This window comes from Pseudomonas sp. LB3P81, from assembly GCF_054897965.1.
In genome coordinates this window covers 141,164-157,750 of the sequence record NZ_JBUBVG010000001.1, presented here as the reverse complement: position 1 = coordinate 157,750, position 16,587 = coordinate 141,164, and the positions used below count along the sequence as shown (strand labels likewise).

The 16,587-nt window shown below is 58.3% G+C and carries 16 protein-coding genes and 1 pseudogene; 10 read left to right on the top strand and 7 right to left on the bottom strand.

Going from position 1 to position 16,587, the window contains the following annotated elements:
• Window positions 1-367: 367 nt before the first annotated feature.
• Window positions 368-1,141, bottom strand: a complete 774-nt coding sequence (locus ACYZTL_RS00865) for a ParA family protein (RefSeq protein ID WP_461950155.1) — start codon at window positions 1,139-1,141, stop codon at window positions 368-370.
• Window positions 1,142-1,319: 178 nt separating this feature from the next.
• On the opposite strand from ACYZTL_RS00865, the gene ACYZTL_RS00860 reads away from it, so the two are divergent.
• From ACYZTL_RS00860 to ACYZTL_RS00850, 3 genes are all read left to right on the top strand, one after another.
• Window positions 1,320-1,778 carry a CHAD domain-containing protein gene (locus ACYZTL_RS00860; RefSeq protein WP_461950154.1) on the top strand — a complete coding sequence of 153 codons (459 nt, stop codon included), beginning with the start codon at window positions 1,320-1,322 and terminating at the stop codon, window positions 1,776-1,778.
• Entirely contained in the window at window positions 1,779-2,102 is a 324-nt protein-coding gene (locus tag ACYZTL_RS00855) for a hypothetical protein (protein ID WP_461950153.1), read from the top strand. It abuts the gene before it with no gap.
• A 101-nt stretch (window positions 2,103-2,203) separates the two neighbouring features.
• A complete protein-coding gene (locus ACYZTL_RS00850; RefSeq protein ID WP_461950152.1) occupies window positions 2,204-2,383 on the top strand; it encodes a hypothetical protein in 180 nt (59 codons plus the stop codon).
• A 360-nt stretch (window positions 2,384-2,743) separates the two neighbouring features.
• Here ACYZTL_RS00850 and ACYZTL_RS00845 read toward each other — a convergent pair whose 3' ends face one another.
• Window positions 2,744-5,515, bottom strand: a complete 2,772-nt coding sequence (locus ACYZTL_RS00845) for an AMP-binding protein (RefSeq protein WP_461950151.1) — start codon at window positions 5,513-5,515, stop codon at window positions 2,744-2,746.
• Between the two features lie 275 nt (window positions 5,516-5,790).
• On the opposite strand from ACYZTL_RS00845, the gene ACYZTL_RS00840 reads away from it, so the two are divergent.
• The gene (locus ACYZTL_RS00840; protein ID WP_461950150.1) at window positions 5,791-7,041 is read left to right on the top strand and encodes an MFS transporter; all 1,251 of its coding nucleotides are present in this window, start codon (window positions 5,791-5,793) and stop codon (window positions 7,039-7,041) included.
• Window positions 7,042-7,298: 257 nt separating this feature from the next.
• Here ACYZTL_RS00840 and ACYZTL_RS00835 read toward each other — a convergent pair whose 3' ends face one another.
• On the bottom strand, window positions 7,299-7,997 hold the full coding sequence (locus tag ACYZTL_RS00835; RefSeq protein ID WP_461950149.1) for an ion channel: 699 nt from the start codon (window positions 7,995-7,997) through the stop codon (window positions 7,299-7,301).
• 259 nt (window positions 7,998-8,256) lie between these two features.
• On the opposite strand from ACYZTL_RS00835, the gene ACYZTL_RS00830 reads away from it, so the two are divergent.
• Window positions 8,257-9,072 (top strand): substrate-binding periplasmic protein, encoded by an 816-nt coding sequence (locus ACYZTL_RS00830; protein WP_461950148.1) that lies wholly within the window; start codon window positions 8,257-8,259, stop codon window positions 9,070-9,072.
• Between the two features lie 18 nt (window positions 9,073-9,090).
• Here ACYZTL_RS00830 and ACYZTL_RS00825 read toward each other — a convergent pair whose 3' ends face one another.
• Both ACYZTL_RS00825 and ACYZTL_RS00820 read right to left on the bottom strand, forming a co-directional pair.
• The gene (locus ACYZTL_RS00825; protein WP_461950147.1) at window positions 9,091-9,420 is read right to left on the bottom strand and encodes a DHCW motif cupin fold protein; all 330 of its coding nucleotides are present in this window, start codon (window positions 9,418-9,420) and stop codon (window positions 9,091-9,093) included.
• 99 nt (window positions 9,421-9,519) lie between these two features.
• A complete protein-coding gene (locus ACYZTL_RS00820) occupies window positions 9,520-10,491 on the bottom strand; it encodes a threonine dehydratase (RefSeq protein ID WP_461950146.1) in 972 nt (323 codons plus the stop codon).
• Between the two features lie 106 nt (window positions 10,492-10,597).
• On the opposite strand from ACYZTL_RS00820, the gene ACYZTL_RS00815 reads away from it, so the two are divergent.
• From ACYZTL_RS00815 to ACYZTL_RS00805, 3 genes are all read left to right on the top strand, one after another.
• The gene (locus ACYZTL_RS00815; protein WP_461950145.1) at window positions 10,598-11,398 is read left to right on the top strand and encodes a helix-turn-helix transcriptional regulator; all 801 of its coding nucleotides are present in this window, start codon (window positions 10,598-10,600) and stop codon (window positions 11,396-11,398) included.
• Between the two features lie 220 nt (window positions 11,399-11,618).
• Window positions 11,619-12,071, top strand: coding sequence for a thiol-disulfide oxidoreductase DCC family protein (locus tag ACYZTL_RS00810; protein ID WP_461950144.1), 453 nt, complete (start codon window positions 11,619-11,621; stop codon window positions 12,069-12,071).
• A 47-nt stretch (window positions 12,072-12,118) separates the two neighbouring features.
• Window positions 12,119-12,436, top strand: a complete 318-nt coding sequence (locus tag ACYZTL_RS00805; protein WP_461950143.1) for a DoxX-like family protein — start codon at window positions 12,119-12,121, stop codon at window positions 12,434-12,436.
• A gap of 38 nt (window positions 12,437-12,474) precedes the next feature.
• On the opposite strand, the gene ACYZTL_RS00800 is transcribed toward ACYZTL_RS00805, so the two are convergent.
• Entirely contained in the window at window positions 12,475-12,966 is a 492-nt protein-coding gene (locus tag ACYZTL_RS00800; protein WP_461950142.1) for a DUF2269 family protein, read from the bottom strand.
• Window positions 12,967-13,131: 165 nt separating this feature from the next.
• On the bottom strand, window positions 13,132-13,782 hold the full coding sequence (locus ACYZTL_RS00795; RefSeq protein WP_461954229.1) for a methyl-accepting chemotaxis protein: 651 nt from the start codon (window positions 13,780-13,782) through the stop codon (window positions 13,132-13,134).
• 1,895 nt (window positions 13,783-15,677) lie between these two features.
• On the opposite strand from ACYZTL_RS00795, the gene ACYZTL_RS00790 reads away from it, so the two are divergent.
• Window positions 15,678-15,977: a hypothetical protein gene (locus ACYZTL_RS00790; RefSeq protein WP_461950141.1), complete on the top strand. Its 300-nt coding sequence runs from the start codon at window positions 15,678-15,680 to the stop codon at window positions 15,975-15,977.
• Between the two features lie 169 nt (window positions 15,978-16,146).
• Window positions 16,147-16,491 (top strand): annotated as a pseudogene (locus tag ACYZTL_RS00785) (TonB-dependent receptor); the annotation flags it as partial.
• Between the last annotated feature and the right edge of the window lie 96 nt (window positions 16,492-16,587).

The following is a 16,587-nucleotide window of genomic DNA, read 5'->3' as shown; positions in this document are numbered from 1 at the left end:
GCGGTCATTCCTGTGGCGGATGAATGTAGCCGGTCGGCAACCACCACAACACTGGTGTTCGAAGCAGGTCTATGCCACAAAATTTCATCACGGCCCCCTCACAGCAAAAGTCTAAGTTCACACCTTGAATTTTGCGCCACCTTTGTGAAGTGGGAAGGCAGCTAAATAGCCGCCCTCGGAAAACACTAAACTACGAAACGCCCGCTGAACGATTTAGCCAGTCTGTTGGATCGACCGGTTGAATCCACAGTTGATTTCCGACAGTCGTGACAGGCAGAAATCGGCCAGAAGCAGCCATTGGAATGCGCGTCGCAGAGCAGTTTGTAACCTTTACCGCGGATGTCAGGTCAGACTGAGCAGCGCTGATTCAATTTGCGTCCTCCAACACATTCAAGAGATCAACGAACTGGCCTGTCAGCTTGTGATGCCTGTCGAGATAAATCAAAGGTCGGCACTGCTCATGAGATTCACGCATCTTGACCGAACTGCCGAGATACACCGGGAGAATCGGCAGCCCTTCCTTGATAAGTTCTTCGACCAGATTGCGGTGAAAACCCGTGGTGCTCAAATAGTGATTGATGACAATCCCTTCCACGATCAGTGACTCATTGTGGTCAGCCTGTAGCTCTACCACCTGTGCCAGCACCTGGTACAACGCTTGGCGAGCAAAGGTATCGCAATCAAATGGAATCAAAACCGCATCCGCGGCGATGAGTGCACTGAACGTATAGAAGTTCATCGCCGGAGGCGTATCGATGTAAACCCGGTCGTAATCCTGGGAAATGTCGTCCAACAGCCGGCGCAGCTTGTTTATCTTGAACTTCGCTTCCAGCTTGGGCTGCAAATCGGCAAGCTCGCCGCTGGCAGTGATGAGGTGAAGATTGTCGTAGGGTGTCTCAACAATCTGAGCGCGGCTTTTTTTGGCTGCCGGCCCCGAAGACAGCGTTTGCTTGAAAAAGTCCGCAATACCCACCGGGATGTCATCCCCGGTCAGGCCGGTGAGGTAATACGTGGAGTTGGCTTGGGCGTCCAGGTCGACAACGAGCGTCCGGTAGCCTTCCATTGCGCTTGCAGCAGCCAGGTTGCACACAATACTCGACTTGCCTACCCCACCTTTTTGATTGAAAACAACACGACGCATCAACACCATTCCTGCGGCAAAAGATTCCAGTCTATCGATTTCCTGCGAATCCACAGCGGCAGCTTGATGAATTTTATATTGCAGTGCCCGTGCGCACTGGCTGCAACGAACAGTTGCTCTGCTACGCTCTGCTACGCTCTGCTACGCTCTGCGAACCCACTCACAAGCGAGGACGATGATGTCTTTTGTCGACGATTTTGTGGCTCAGATCATTTCCCTGGAAGTCTCCCTCTATCACTCACGCGCTCGGCTGCAAGCCAACAGTGACAGCGAGGCACTGCATGTTCTGAGGATTGCAGTTCGGAAAATACGCAGCTTTTTGCGACCGCTGCGCAACATGCCGGAGGTTGTAGAATTGAACCAGGCTGCAGCGGTAGTCGGCAGAGCGACTACTCCTACGAGAGATCTGGAGGTCATCATTGGTGAACTGCAGAAAATGGGGTATCCGCGCCAGGCGATGAGCCGAAGTGCAACCTTGACAGAGCAATATCGGAAGATCGCCGGTAGCCCAGTGCTCGACAAACTGTTTACCGAACTAGATCGATGGCCTGAGTTGTTCAGGACTGCCGAGAGAGCCGGCGAGCTGGCTGATGTCAAAAGACAAATTCAGAAAGCTCTGAAGAAAAGAATCAATTAGTTGATCACGGGCCTTCGGGACAAGCATTTTGACCGGCACGAACTGAGAATCATCGTGAAAAACGCGAGACACCTCTCCGATGCTTTTCCAACATTGTCACCGCTCAAGGCAAGATCCAGAGCGCAACTGAAGTCGGTGCAGGCGTCGCTCGGCTCATGGCACGATCATTATCAATGGTGCCTGCGGGCCGAGTCTGAACCTGATCTGCTCGAAATCGCACCCTACTGGCAAGTCGCGTCAGAACAGGCACTGGCCGATGCCGAGTTGAAACTGGCGTCGCTGCTTGACCACCTTGAGAAAGATCTGGCGAAGTTAAAAGAATAACGTCACCCCCCTTGAAACCCTTGCTGTAGAGCCTCCGATACATTTTTAATCATCTAAGAAATGCGCTACCCTCCGCAGCCTTAACAGCAAAAGGTTTGCAGATGAAAATCATGATTGAAGCGAATGAGCAAGGAAGCGGCTGCAAGGTCTGGCTTGGTGGAACGGCGGTTTCGTTCCCCAACCTAGAGGACGCTAAAGCTTACATCTCCCAGCTCGAAGAGCGGATAGAGGCGGCCTCTCATACTTTTGCCCAGGATGCTGGAAACCCGGAGGTTCGGTAAGCCATTGAGGACGCTTCGCAAACGACGGTCGTGCGAACGAGTCTTCCGCTCAAGACCGGATGACATTGAAGGGGAGCGAATCGAGACAAGTTCTTTTCACCGTCCGCTTTGGGTCCAGGCTGTGTGAAAACGTCATCGACGAATTGAATAGAGCGTTTCTATGTGAAATCCGTAAATGTTTGGCTGATTGGCAGAGCTAGATTTTGTGTACAGGCGTGATTTTCGCCCTGTTTCTGGAAGCCCTAAAGGCTCGACTACGTTTTCACACAGCCTGGGCCAAAAGCAGCCTATCGATTTCGCCTAAGAATTCACAGATGATCTACAGGCTGCGAGGGAAGCCGACAGCAGCGAAGTAATCGCCTAACCTGCGAGCTGGGCCCGTTCAGATTCATCCAGGTGCTCCAGCAGCACCGCTATCGTTGCATCCCGCAGCTTGATTGCCTCTATCCACCCCGGCCCCTGCGCCAACAGCGGAGGGCAGACATTGACGTGGATTGCACCGTGGCGCGGGAACCACTGACCGTCGCGCAGCACCCTGCGCGTGCCGCGGATTGCGACCGGCAGCAGCGGCACGCCGACACGCGCGGCGAGCACGAAGGCGCCCATGTGGAAGGTGCGCAAGCCTGGCTCGCGGGTAAAGGTCCCCTCGGGGAAGAACACCAGCGGCTGGCCAGCCTGTAGCGCCTCGGCCAGGGGCTCGGTGTCTGCGGCGCTGCGCTGCAGGTCGAAGCGTTCGACAAAGCGGGCGCCGAGCTTGCGCAGGAACAGGCCGGCAATCCAATGCTCAGCCAGTTCGCGCTTGGCAACGAAGCTGAACTGCGGGGGCAGGGCTGCGCAGAGGATGATGCCGTCGAGGTAGCTGGCATGGTTTACGGCCAGCACGCTCACCCTTGACTCAGGCAGGCGCTCCAGCCCCGTGACGCTGACCGGCACCCCCGCCAGGCGCACGAACAGCCGTGCGGCTGCGCGGGTAAAGCTGCGGCACCAACTCTGGCGCGGCAGGAGCGCGACGCCCAGCCAGGTCAGCGGTGTGACCAGCCAGAACAGCAGCCAGATGTATGCGGCATACAGCGCGGCACGGCAGCTCCGCCAGCTGCGGCCGAAATGCCCGCGTACGGCCTGCAGCACCAGGCGCAGTAACTGACGCCACACAGCGAGGTGCGGCCGATCCACTTCGCCACGCTCATACAGTTCGCGGCTGGCAGCACGGCGAATCTTGCCGCTGGAGGTCTTAAGTACGCTATGCGGTGGCGCCAGAACGATGTCGTCGGGCGGCACACCGGTGAGGTCGACCACGATGCGATTGACCTCCTGCTGCAGGCGTTGCCGCGCGGCAGCTTCCTTCTCGTAGCTTTCCGCCAACACCACCAGGCGCTCGGTGCCGGTGGCCGGGTCAGGACTGCCGAACACCGCAATGCAGCCTTTGCGCAGACCGGGCAAGTTGCCGACCGCCGCTTCGACATCATAGGGATAGATGTTGCGCCCGGCACGGATGATCAGGTCCTTGGCGCGGCCGGTCAGGTAGACCTCACCGCCTGCCATGTAGGCGAAGTCGAGAGAGTCGAACCAGCCATCGCGCAGCACCCGGCGGGTCTCTTCGGGGTTACGGTAGTAGCCACCGGTGGTGGACGGCCCGCTGAATTGCAGGTGACCTTCGCTGCGCTCGGGGACTTCGACCCCGCTGCCATCGACGATGCGAATCTGATGGCCCGGCAGCGGCCGGCCGCTGGAGACGAAGCGCAGCGTTGCGCCGGCTTCGGCGGGCAGTGCATTGCCGCGGGCCTGGAACGCCTCGCGCTCCACCCGGTCGATCAGCGGCCCTCGGTTCAAGGGAGGAAACGCCACGCCCAACGTGGCCTCGGCCAACCCATAGACCGGCGCCAGCGCGGTGGGCGCCAAGCCATAGCGAACGAAACGCTCGGTGAAGCGTTGCAAAGTATCCGGGCTGACCGGCTCGGCACCATTGAAGGCCACGCGCCAACTGCTTAGGTCCAGGCCCTCGAGGTCGGCGTCAGCGAGTTTGCTCAGGCACAGTTCGTAGGCGAAGTTGGGCGCAGCCGACAACGTGCCGCGGAAGCGGTCGATGGTCCATAGCCAACGCGCCGGCCGCGCAAGGAAAGCCAACGGCGACATCAGCACCAGGCTGTAGCCGTAATACAGGCTGCCCAGCCAGGCACCGATCAGGCCCATGTCGTGGTACATGGGCAACCAACTGACAAACACGTCCTGCGGCCCCACCTTCAGCGCCCTGCCCATCGCGCGCAGATTGGCCAGCACGTTGGCATGGCTGACCATTACACCCTTGGGCTGGCCAGTACTGCCCGAGGTGTACTGCAGGAAGGCGATGTCATCCGGTTGCCGCGCCGGTGTGACGCACTTGCCCCCCTCGCCTGTCAGCTCGGCCACACTGGCGATGCGAGTCAGACTCGGTACCTGCGGCTGGAGCAGTCGGGCGAGCAGCTTCGCTTGCGGCACAATAATCAGCACTTTGACTTCGGCGTTGCGCAGGATGCCGGCCTGGCGGCGCAGATGATCCTCTATCTGCGACAGGCGTAGCGGTGGGTAGATGGGCACCGGTACACCACCGGCCAACAGAGTTCCGAAAAAGCCATGGAGAAAGTCGCGCCCGGTGGGCAGCATCAGGGCCACGGTCTGACCCGCCTGCAAGCCACTGCGTTGCAGTCCTGCGGCAACGGCCAGAGCGTCCTGGTGCAAGGCGCCATAGCTGATGTCCTCCGGCTGCTCACTTTCATCCAGCAGGCGCACATGGGGACGTTGCGGCTGATGGCGCACATGCCATTCCAGCACCTCGATCAAGGTCCGCGCGGAGTCAGGAGCCTGCCCCGTTGCTGTCAACGCCTCACTCGAGTCGCTGGAGGGCAACTGGCGTACCGCCTCGGCCTCATTTCCACTGTGCAGCACGCGCAGCACATCGCCGGGCGTGTCCGCCGAGGCGAACAGTGTTTCGGGTAAGCGCACACCGAATTCGTGCTCGATACGTGACCACAATTCGACTCGGGTCAGACTGTCTACGCCCAGGTCCCGGTCCAACACGCTGTGCAAGGTGACGTGCAAACCTTCTGCCACCTGCGGGCGCAACTCGACCACGGTGCGCTGGACAATTTCGAGCAATTTCTCCGCGTCCCCATCGGAACGGGGAACTGCGCGTGTTTCTGGAGGCGGACGAGACATCGGCGGCCCCTCATGACAGGACACTCTGTGTGTAGATCCTTGCCAATTGCCATTATGCGCCTATGGCGGCGACTGGGAATGCCATCATCGATTGCTGCGCTCGCGGGATGGCGGAGCCAGGGCTAGGCTCTCAAGGACGCAGCGCCTATAGAGAGATCGCCATGCCAGCCAGCCTTGCCCCCGGAGTGACACGCCGAGAAGTCTGGGCCTGGGCGATGTTCGATTTCGCCAACTCCGGCTACACGACAGTGGTGATCACCGCCGTGTTCAATGCCTACTTCGTCGCTGTGGTCGCCAAGGGCGAAGCCTGGGGTACGCTGGCCTGGACCAGCGCCACTGCCCTCTCCTATGTCCTGATCATCCTGACCGCGCCGCTGATCGGCGCCTACGCCGATGCCTTCGCCTGCAAGAAGCGCCTGCTGCTGTTCAGCACGCTCGGTTGCGTCGTCTTCACTGCTGGACTCGCGCTGGCCGGGCCGGGGGAGCTCGGTGTCGCGATCCTGTTCATCGTGCTATCCAACTTCTGCTTCGGCTGCGGCGAGAACCTGATCGCCGCCTTTCTGCCCCAACTCGCCCGTGCGGAGGCCTTGGGCAAGGTGTCCGGCTGGGGCTGGGGGTTCGGCTATCTCGGCGGTCTGGTCAGCCTGGGCGCCTGCCTGGCCTTTGTCAGCTGGGCCCAGGCGCAGGGCCAGACTGCGCCGCAGTTCGTGCCGGTGTGCATGCTGATCACTGCGGCCCTGTTCGCCATAGCCAGCGTACCGACCTTCCTGTTCTTGCGCGAACGCAACCAGCCGCAGCCAGGGCGCGGCGATATGCCTATTGCACAAGCGGCGCTGGCGCGCTTCGCGCAGACGCTGCGCGAAGCCGACCACTATCGCGACCTGCTGCGCTTCCTTGCCTGCACCGTCTGCTACCAGGCCGGGATCTCGGCGGTGATCACCCTGGCGGCCATCTATGCCAATCAGGTCATGAGCTTCAGTACCCAGGACACGCTGCTGCTGATTTTCGTGGTGAACATCACGGCCGCCATCGGTGCCGTGCTGTTCGGTGGGCTGCAGGACCGCCTCGGCCATCGCGCCACGCTGGCGCTGACCCTGCTGGGCTGGCTCGGCATGGTCGGTCTGGTCTGGTTCGCCAGTGGCCCCGGGCTGTTCTGGCTGGCGGCCAACCTCGCCGGCCTGTGCATGGGCTCAAGCCAATCGGCCGGCCGCGCGATAGTCGGTCTGCTGGCGCCGCCGACGCGCCTGGCGGAGTTCTTCGGCCTCTGGGGGCTGGCGGTCAAACTGTCGGCAATCCTCGGCCCCATGACTTACGGCCTAACCAGTTGGCTGTCCGGCGGCGATCACCGCCTGGCGATGCTGATCACCGGCAGCTATTTCGTTGTCGGCCTGCTGATCCTGGCCGGCGTCGACCTAGAGCGGGGGCGGCAGGCAGCTGTCAGCTGTACCGAGAGCTTCGAAAAGTGAGAGGGACTATCCATATCGGGTCAGTTTTCGTCTGTCGCAACTGCCTCCTAGTCTGCAGGTGCATGTTCCACCCTCGCTGACAGCTACCTGCCAACCGTTACCAGTATCGGTGAAGGCGGGACGGACTATCTATATTGGGTCGGTTTCTGCCCGTCACGGTAGGCAGAAACCGGCCAATAGCAGTCAGTCGGGGGGGGCTACTAAATCAGGGACGAGTCAATCACTAATACCCGGAGGTGGCCCAGGCAAATCGAGAGTCACTTCGTCTGATTCGATGGATAAAGACCGGCAAGCCGCGCTATCACAACGCCAACGTAAAAGACGCCTGAAAATTCTTCGACCATCACAAGTGAGCGGGCGTGGTTAGTCAACGGAAGAACATCACCGTAACCAGTGGTTGTGAGCGTCGTAAGGCTAAAATAGATCAGTTTGAAGAAAGTGCCGGGCTGTACGAAATCGAGGTGAGCAGGGCCGAATGAGCCAGCGCTGGATATCTCGACCAGGGCATAGACGAAGGACCAAACGAAGGCCAGCATGATGTAACCCGCAAGCGCGCCATGCAGCTTGTCGGCTGTAATTGGTCCGCGCTTGAGAATATAGCGAAGCACTCCGCTGAACGAGACTGCAAGGGACGCTGCATAAGCTATCCCGGCAAGTTCAAGAATCGCGATACTTTCAGCCAATAACGCCGCCCATTGAAGGCCAACCCCAAGTAACGCCAGGCCCAGTTTGAGGATGAACCCCCGCCGAGTCTGCCTGGTGGCGAAAGCGCCCACGAGCAGCACGATCGAGAACAGAATGCCGAGCAACGTGCGAGCAAATATACCTTCCTCTAGAAAGGGAAACAGAAGGATCAATCCTAGTAAGAGCAGCAATAGATAGGTGCAGGGCCCTAGCCCTATAACCATCTGAGCTAAATCCTCGTCGGATTCGGGATTATCTTGCGGATTTGTCATACCGGTTTCCCAGAGGCCGAAATAACGCTCAAGACTTGACGTTGCACGGTTGAAATCCGACCTTGCTTAAGAATAGTCGGCAGTGAAATTCTAGTCGCGAATGCATGTGAGAGGACTCAGCCTGACAGACAGCCAAGGGTCGATTGGAGCCCTCGCGACGGGCAGCAATCGGCCAATATCTGTGTTTCCTGATCAGAAGTCGGGTACCCTTTCCTAGAGCCCCAGGGCGCACCCGTGGGCGACTGTTCAATGAGGGAACATGTATCAACAAAAGACTAACCGCAGAATGTGGCAGTTCAAACCGATCCTGCTAATGTCCACACTCTATCTGCTGGCTCCGAGCGCCGTATCGGCACAGGAGACGCACGAGACGATGATAATCATGGTCGAGGATGCGGCCGCTCCATGGTCAAAGCGTGACGGCACAGGTTACGCCAACGACATAGTGGTCGCCGCCTTCAAGGAAATGGCGGTTGAAGTGCAGCTCAAAGTCGTGCCCTACGCCCGCTGCAAGAACATGGTGCTCAATGGCGCGAGCGTGGCCTGCTTTAACATGAGTTGGCTTCCCGAATTCGAGGGCAAGATCAAACTGGCTTCGCAACCAATCTTCACCGTCAATAACGACATCTTCGAATCGATCAAAACCCCCTTGCCGAAACCTCGGGAAGGTACATGCACGTTGCCGCCCGGTACTGTAGTGGGCACCGTCAGAGGCTACGAATATTCACCTCAGGCTACAGCGCTACAGTCTGCCGGGGTGGTGTTCGAGAGCACCGACTCTGACGTGCAGAACCTTAAGAAACTCGCCGCCCGGCGCTTATCGGCCGCTATGATAGTGACCAATGACCTGGAAGCAAAAAAACAGAAGGCCAAACAGTCGGGCACAGAAGATGCCGTTCAATTTGCCTTCAATTGCGGAGTGGAAACCTCGACCATAGGTTTTAGTCTCACTCACCCGGACGGAATGCGGGCAATGAAAATGTATGACGAAGGCTATCGACGCATACAGGCCAACGGCGTGCTCACGCAAATTCATGCGCACTGGTTTCCCTCGCAGCCTTTAGATCATCTGTGAACTCTTAAGTGAAATCTGTCAATCCACAACGAACAACCTGGCACCAATGGTGCTGAACGATCGATGCCCCTCAGCGTTGCTACCCACCTGATAGCTCATCCCGGCGGTGAGCGTGAACTGGCGACCATCCTCCAGCTCCGTGTGCAACTCGCCTTCCAGGCACAACAGGATATGACCTCTCCAGCACCAGTGATCGGCCAGATAGCCGGGACTGTATTCAACCATCCGCACGCGCGTCGAACCAAACTGGCAAGTTCGCCAGTAGGCGGTACCGGTTTGTCCAACATACTGGACAGATTCGATAGCCGACCAATCGGTCGTACCAAAGGGAACACCCGCTAGATCCATGGTTGCCTCATCAATGAAAGAGTGTCTGTGGACCGTACCCATCCTGCGATACTCTCGATAGACACAGATGCCTCGCATTTATGAGATACAGGCGTCCACTCAAGCGTGAAGGCCAGAGGCAATCACACTCGCATACACCGCTCGGTCAACATTCCCGCCGGAAAGAATCACCCCGACCCTTTTGCCTGCCATGGTTTCACGCTCCTGAATCAGCGCTGCCAGGGACGCCGCACCGGCGCCTTCAGCGAGGTTATGGGTATCGGTGTAATACACGCGCATGGCCTCGGCAATCCGGCTCTCGCTGACGGAGACGATTCGCGCCGCCGCTGCCGCGTAGATGGCAAAGGCCTCGGGAACTGGCTTGCGCACGGCGAGGCCGTCGGCGAAGGTATTCGCCGAGGCGGTTTCGTATAAGGCTCCAGCGTCAAACGATAACTTTGCGGCCGCAGCCTCTGTGGAAACCACGCCCACCACTTGGGTGTTCAGACCCAGTGCGTCGCGGGCGGCGATCACTGCGCAAATCCCCGAGCCACAACCTATCGGCACGTAGACGGTATCCAGACCCGGCGCCGCCTTGAACAGCTCCAGCGCATACGTGGCCACGCCTTTGACCAGCTCGGTGTGGAATGGCGGCACGAGGTAGAGGCCATGTATTTGCGACAGGCGTGCGGCCTCTTCACGGGCTTCATCGAAATCGCGGCCGTATTCAACCACTTCGCCGCCGAAGCCGCGCATGGCATTGTTCTTTTCAACCGAATTGCCTTCCGGCACTACGATCAATGCCCGCAAACCCAGCGCGCTTGCCGCCAGCGCCAGGCTCTGACCATGGTTGCCGCGGGTAGCGGAAACGATACCCTTCACGCCTGGGTGCTCGCGTTTGAGCCAGTGCATGAACGTAATGCCGCCGCGCACCTTGAAAGCACCCGTCGGGGTGTGGTTTTCATGCTTGACCCACACAGTGCAACCCAACCGCTCTGCCAGCAATGGCCAAGGGTACTGGGCGGTCGCGGGCATGACCTGGTACACGTGGCGAGCCGCTTGTTCGATATCGTCGCGAGTCAGTCTATTCATGAAGCAGCCTCCCTGAGATTTTGCCCAGTCTAGGCAGGGGCGCACTGCGCTGGCTTTCAAAAAACTGACCTGACTTTTGTGCCTCCTCTTCACTACTATGGCGTTCATGAACCATCGAAACCGCCTGCAGCCATCGCTCGTTCCTGAACCGGTCCGCCGGGTCGAGGCCGGGCCTTGGGCGATCGAATTGTTGCCCAGCTCCGCCTACGCTGCCCGGTATGTGGCGACCCATGCGGCGATTGGTTTTGCCTTCGACAGCCAGCGAGGCCTGCACGCCATCGGCAGCGACCGAGTGCAACCCTTCGTTGCCACGCCCAACAGCCTGGCGTTCGTCCCTGCCGGTTGTGACGTGTTGTCCGAGTCATCCAAAGGCGGTGAATACCTGCGGGTCATGCACACGGAGGGTATGGAATGGATGGGGGATCATGCATTCAACAATCGCGTTGATCCGCAGGCCATTACCCTCGCACTACGAATGCGCAACGCGCTTTTGCAGGCTTCTGTGGGTGACGATTGGGAGACTTGGGCACTCGCCCTGGCTGAGCGGGCGAAGGGTCACGACGCGTGGTCAGCACCGCCAGCAGGTTCTATCACCGGCAACCGGATGCGCTTGCTCGATGAGTTCATTGACGCTGGCCTTGAGGGCCCGCTGAGTGTGCGGGCGATGGCAGGATTGCTTGAATTGTCCGAAGGATTTTTCATGCGAGCATTCAAGAGCGCGACGGGCAAAAGCCCGCATAGTTACCTGATCGACCGACGCCTCGCCAAGGCCCGTGCCCGGCTGCGCGATTCGACAGCCAGCCTGTCGGAGATCGCCCTCACCTGCGGCTTCAACTCCCAGGCGCACATGGCGACCGCGTTCAAGCAACGCCTTGGCGTGAGTCCGGCGCAATTGCGTAAATGTTGAAGGTCCGTTCAGGGCCGGGTTTTCGGATGGCAGGATATTCAGAACATAACTATACGACGATGCCCGGTGAAGCTTTTGTCGAAAAAGCAGACTGTATTACTCCCCAATTTTTGGCGGACGATGGAGCGTTTCCCGACGGGCTGCAAACGACCAGAAGCAGACTTTAGCTCTGGCACGCGGGTATGATCCGCAAAACCAGGCCACCAATGGACCCACGTCTATGCCAGCGTTTCAAATCCGGCCCTCGCCCGCGCCATTGCTCACGCAAGGCGAGACCGTTGTCTTGTTCGACGGCGTTTGCAAGTTATGCAATGGCTGGGCAAGGTTCTTGATCCGCCACGACCTTCATCGGCGCGTCCGGCTGGCGTCAGTACAGTCGCCCGAAGGGCAGGCGCTGCTGGCTTGGGCAGATTTGCCCTTGCATCAATTCGATACCATGGCCGTGATCCGCGACCGGCATTACTGGCTACGTTCGGATGCCTTCTTCGAAGTCATCGCCCTGCTGCCCGGCCGCTGGCGTGCATTGAAAGTTTTGCGAGGTTGCCCGCGCTGGCTGCGGGATTGGGCCTACGATCGCATTGCGCTGAATCGATACTGGCTCTTCGGAAAGTACGACACGTGCCTGTTACCCCATCCCGACCATGAACACCGATTTTTGAAGTTGCCAAGGTGAGCGTTCTGGAACGCGTCCACTGGATCGCCCGAGGAAGCCTGGTTTTCATGTTTGGCTACCATGGTCTGGTGCCCAAGTTGCTATGGCTGAGTCCAGGCGAGCGGACCATGATCGAGGCGCATGGCATCCACCAGGTGGAGTTATTTGCCTATAGTGCCGGGGCTGCGGAGATTGGCCTGGCCTTATGGATATTGCTCGCGCGGCGCAGTGCCTGGCCGCTTGTCGTCGCCTCGACGGCGCTGCTCGGCCTGCTACTGGATGTCGTGATTTTCAATCCGGCAATGCTCAGGGACGCCTTTAATCCCGTCACACTCAATGTGGCCGGACTTGCCCTGTGTGCAGTGACCTGGAACACCAAGGCTTGAGCAAAAGCGGGCTAGCCAGGCGTGACGATGTCTTCCCCTTACAGCAATAGCTCAATCAACCGCCCCGGCGTCATCTTCGTCACCATCATCATCACAATCACAAACATCCAAAAAAACCCGAATACCCCCATCCAGAACCATTTGTTGTACACGGACCGATATTCATCATCGAGCCCCCTCCCCGTCTCAACCGCGCTCGAAGCCATCACGTACAACCGCTTCTGAAGCACCAATACCGGCAGCCAAAGCGAACCCACGCAAAGGAAGATGATTAACGATGTCAGCACCCACTCCGTGGTCAGGGGAAGTTCGGCAAGCTTCATCTGCAGGTAGCCCGTCGCTATCTGAATAAAACCTGCCGGTGTGGTAATCCAAGTGTCGAACCGCACGACCATTCTAGCCACGTGCGCGATTACTTGAGGGTTGGCCGTGCGGCTGGCGGCGATCAGGTAGAGGTAGGACCCCATGCCGAATCCGAACAGGAAAACAGCGGCGATGACGTGAATGTACTTCAGGAACAGATAGAGCATGGTCAGCTCTGCTCGTCAGAGAAGTGCACGGACATGCTCAAATTTTCCGGATCGTTGATGGCGGCCATTATCGGTTGGCCAGGCAAGTAACGCCGCATTCCTGCCACGTGGTGTTGGCAGAGTGCAAAAATCAATAGCGTGGAAGCGCCCCCCCCTCGCCCGGATTCAAGCCGCCGCAACTCCTTCGATGTTGCTACTCACCTCAAACTGCCCCACTAATTTTTGCAGTTTGTTGGCATTGAGCCTCACGGTTTCCGCACTGCTTTGCAGCACGACCACCGTCTGGCGCATCTCTGTGGAGGATTGGTCGACCTTCTTGATCGTCTTGCCGTAGTCGAGGCTGCGCTTGTTGAGTTGCTGAATGATCGCAAACATACTTTCCACCGCTTGATGCAACTGCACGTTTTCCGAGGATGCATCTTCGGCCAGGCGCAGGCTGTTATCGACGTCCTTGACGCCCTCCTCCATGAACCCGACGGCTTGTTGCGTTTCGTTCTGCAGGCCTTCGACCATCTTGCGAATGTCGTCGGCGGCTCGTGACGTGCGTGAGGCGAGATTGCGTACCTCATCGGCGACCACCGCAAAGCCTCGACCATGTTCACCCGCGCGCGCAGCCTCAATCGCCGCATTGAGTGCCAGCAGATTAGTCTGGTTGGTGATGTCGCTAATCAGGCCGGTGATGTTGCCGATCTGAGTCATCCTGCTGTCGAGCAACTGCACGCTCGAAGAAGAGCGCTCGACCACATCCCGAATGGACTGCGTCCCTTTTTGAACGGCGAGAAATTGCTCTCGGGAACGGGTGACGACTTCATCCATCGCCTGCTTCATCTGTTCAGCGCTGGCAGATGCTTGTTGGATCTCGCCCAATTGGTCTTCGACGATAATCATCATGCTATGCACCGCTTCGGCGACCTCGGTGGAAGTAATACCGGCTTCCTGGCTGCGTCCCAGCATCATTTGATTGGTGGTGCCGACGTTATGGCTGGCTTTCACCACTTGCCCGACAACCGAGTCCAGACGGTCGATGAAACTGTTTATCCAGCGCCCCATGTCACCGGTCTCATCGTTGGCCATGTGCGTGGTATCCAGACGCTGACGAAGGTTGCCCTCGCCCTCGGCGATGGTCCTGACCACACTCGTCATCTCGTTCAACCTTGCCGCAAGACGTTTGGGTCCCAGCAGGCCGAACAGGACAGTGGCGCATACCATGCTCGATACCTCGACGGTATCGATCAGGCTTTGCGTCAGGCCACTGTAATGCTGGGCCATGAAATTGCAGGCAAAGAGTCCCGTCATGGTCGCGAGATAAGGCTTCATCAAACCGTAGCCGAGTGAGCGTCGGCGGTATACCTCTTCAAGATCGGCCTCACACATCATGCCCCAACGATCAGGTGATCCTGGCAATTGAAACGTAACGCCCTTACCGACCACCGGAATGTGCCGGTAGTCCGAGTAACCGGGATAAGTAACGAACAGATTGGAGCCCGTGCGAATGGTTTCGCGTACGCCTGGGTGCAGTTGCTGCGTCGCGGGGTCGGTAAAACGCAATTCCAGTTCGGTGTGTCGCTGGATCTGCACGGTTTTCCAGGGCGTGTGTACGCCACTTTTCAGATTTTCGCCGTGGGTGAACGTACCGTCCTCGAAACGTGAACGTGACAACGCGGTTCCCGGCTTGATAGCGGGATCAAAGCGTGATTGCGCCATGAACAGATAGTTATCGCCCGACTCGGCAAAAATGTGCCCGGCTTCGCGCTGGATAAGATCGCCTAGCACATCGTTTGGCACGCGACCACAGAGGCAGCCAAGGACTTTTCCATCGGCATTCAGAGGCTGATAGAACATCAACGTGACTTCATCGTGGAAGCGTGAAGACGATGCACCGATTTGTAAGGTCAGTGGATCGGTGTAAGGACCATGGAGAAACGGCCTCTTCATCCCTTCTTCCAATGCGCGGGTTTGCTCGATACGGGTTTTGTCGCGTCGATTCCAGGTCGAGACCATGACGGTGCCGCTGGCATCAACGATAAACAACTCCGAAAAATCTTCTGCCTGGCTGAGCTTGTCCATCAGTGAAGTGCTGTCGAGATGGGCGAAATCACGACCGAGGTTTTCCGCCAATTCAGCCAGGTGTTCCCACTGCTCGCGTGCCCAGTTGTGCAGCAACTGCACACGGGTTTCAGCGATAGCTTCGAACGTTTGTTCGATCACCGGATAAGCCGACTGATTGAGCCGACACGACCAACCCATCGCAATTTTTCCAGTTTTGCCAGACCAGGGTAACCAGCGCTTCTCACTAATGGATAACTGCATCGAATTACTTGATAGCGACATTAACTTCACCAACTGCGACATTCGGATGAGAAAATGCATAGCAAATACCAGGCCAATTCGAAAGCACGCTAACCATTGCCCATGGCAAGGGATGTTCTTGCTAAGCCGTGGACCCTTCTGCTTGTTTGCCTGAACGGAGTGCGCAATGCATATCCTGCTTCAACTCAGTGCGCCAACCGCACCACGCTCTATAAGAGAGCTGTGTCAGGACGATCAACGTCGCCAGGGCCTGCTAGCGAGTCCCACAACCAAACTTGTTTTCGATTTGAGACAAACGCGCCCAAAAAGCTGGAATACGGTTCTCAACGTCCGCCTACCGTCTAATCTGATAGGTACACGACTACACACACGCTGCTAGCCGCCTCTTGCAGGAAAACACCATGACCGGAAAAACAGCACGCCACTACTCGTCATGGATCCTCCCCTCCCTGCTCGCCATCAACCTTGCGTTGATGGCGGGATGTTCCGGCAAAGCTGCCACGGCTCGCTATTCGACCTCGGACGCGGGTTCGAGCTGTTATGCCAAAGCGCTGCCCACCTCCGGCGAGGGTGGCCTCGCCTGGGGGGACACTTTGAACATGGCGCGCCAGAAATCCCTGAGCAATTGCATTCGCTATGCCGGCCGCTCCGGTGGCACGCCGGATACCTGCCAGGTAGTGTTGGCCGAGTGCAGAAATTAGGCGTGCAGTCATGTGCGTTTGCGCTCATTAAACATCCGCGTAAAGCGCCAGGCAGCGGTCCCTTTTTTGGGACCGCATTTGTGCAACGACGCATGACTGGGTAGCAAGAGCATCCTGCCCTCTCCGATTCCCAGGCAAAAAAACAAAATCCCCATGTGTTTCCCTCAGCGACAACCGCCGGCCGGGCCTGCCGATGCACTACTACCAGGGCGAACTGCGCTACGACTGGCCTCTCGGCTTTTTCGCTGCGCTCAACACGCAGTGGGTGTCCAGGGTTGCGGTGGATTACGCCAACAGCTATTACGCCGATCCTTACGCGCTGTTCGGCGCGACTCTGGGTTACAACGCGCCCAAGGGCGACTGGCAGATCTGGCTGGACCTGCGCAACCTGACTGACAAGCACTACGCCTCCACCGTCACTCCGGGCTACGACGACAAAGGGCTGGACGCAGCACGATCCACGCCGGGTGAAGGTTTGGGGGTGTATGTCGGGGTATCGTGGGGTTTGCTCTGAGACTTTGCGCGCTGGCTCATCCACAGGCTGAGGCAAAAGCAGTGGCCTTACAAAAGCGAACTGGATGACCGGACCAAATCGAGTTTGACCGCCTCA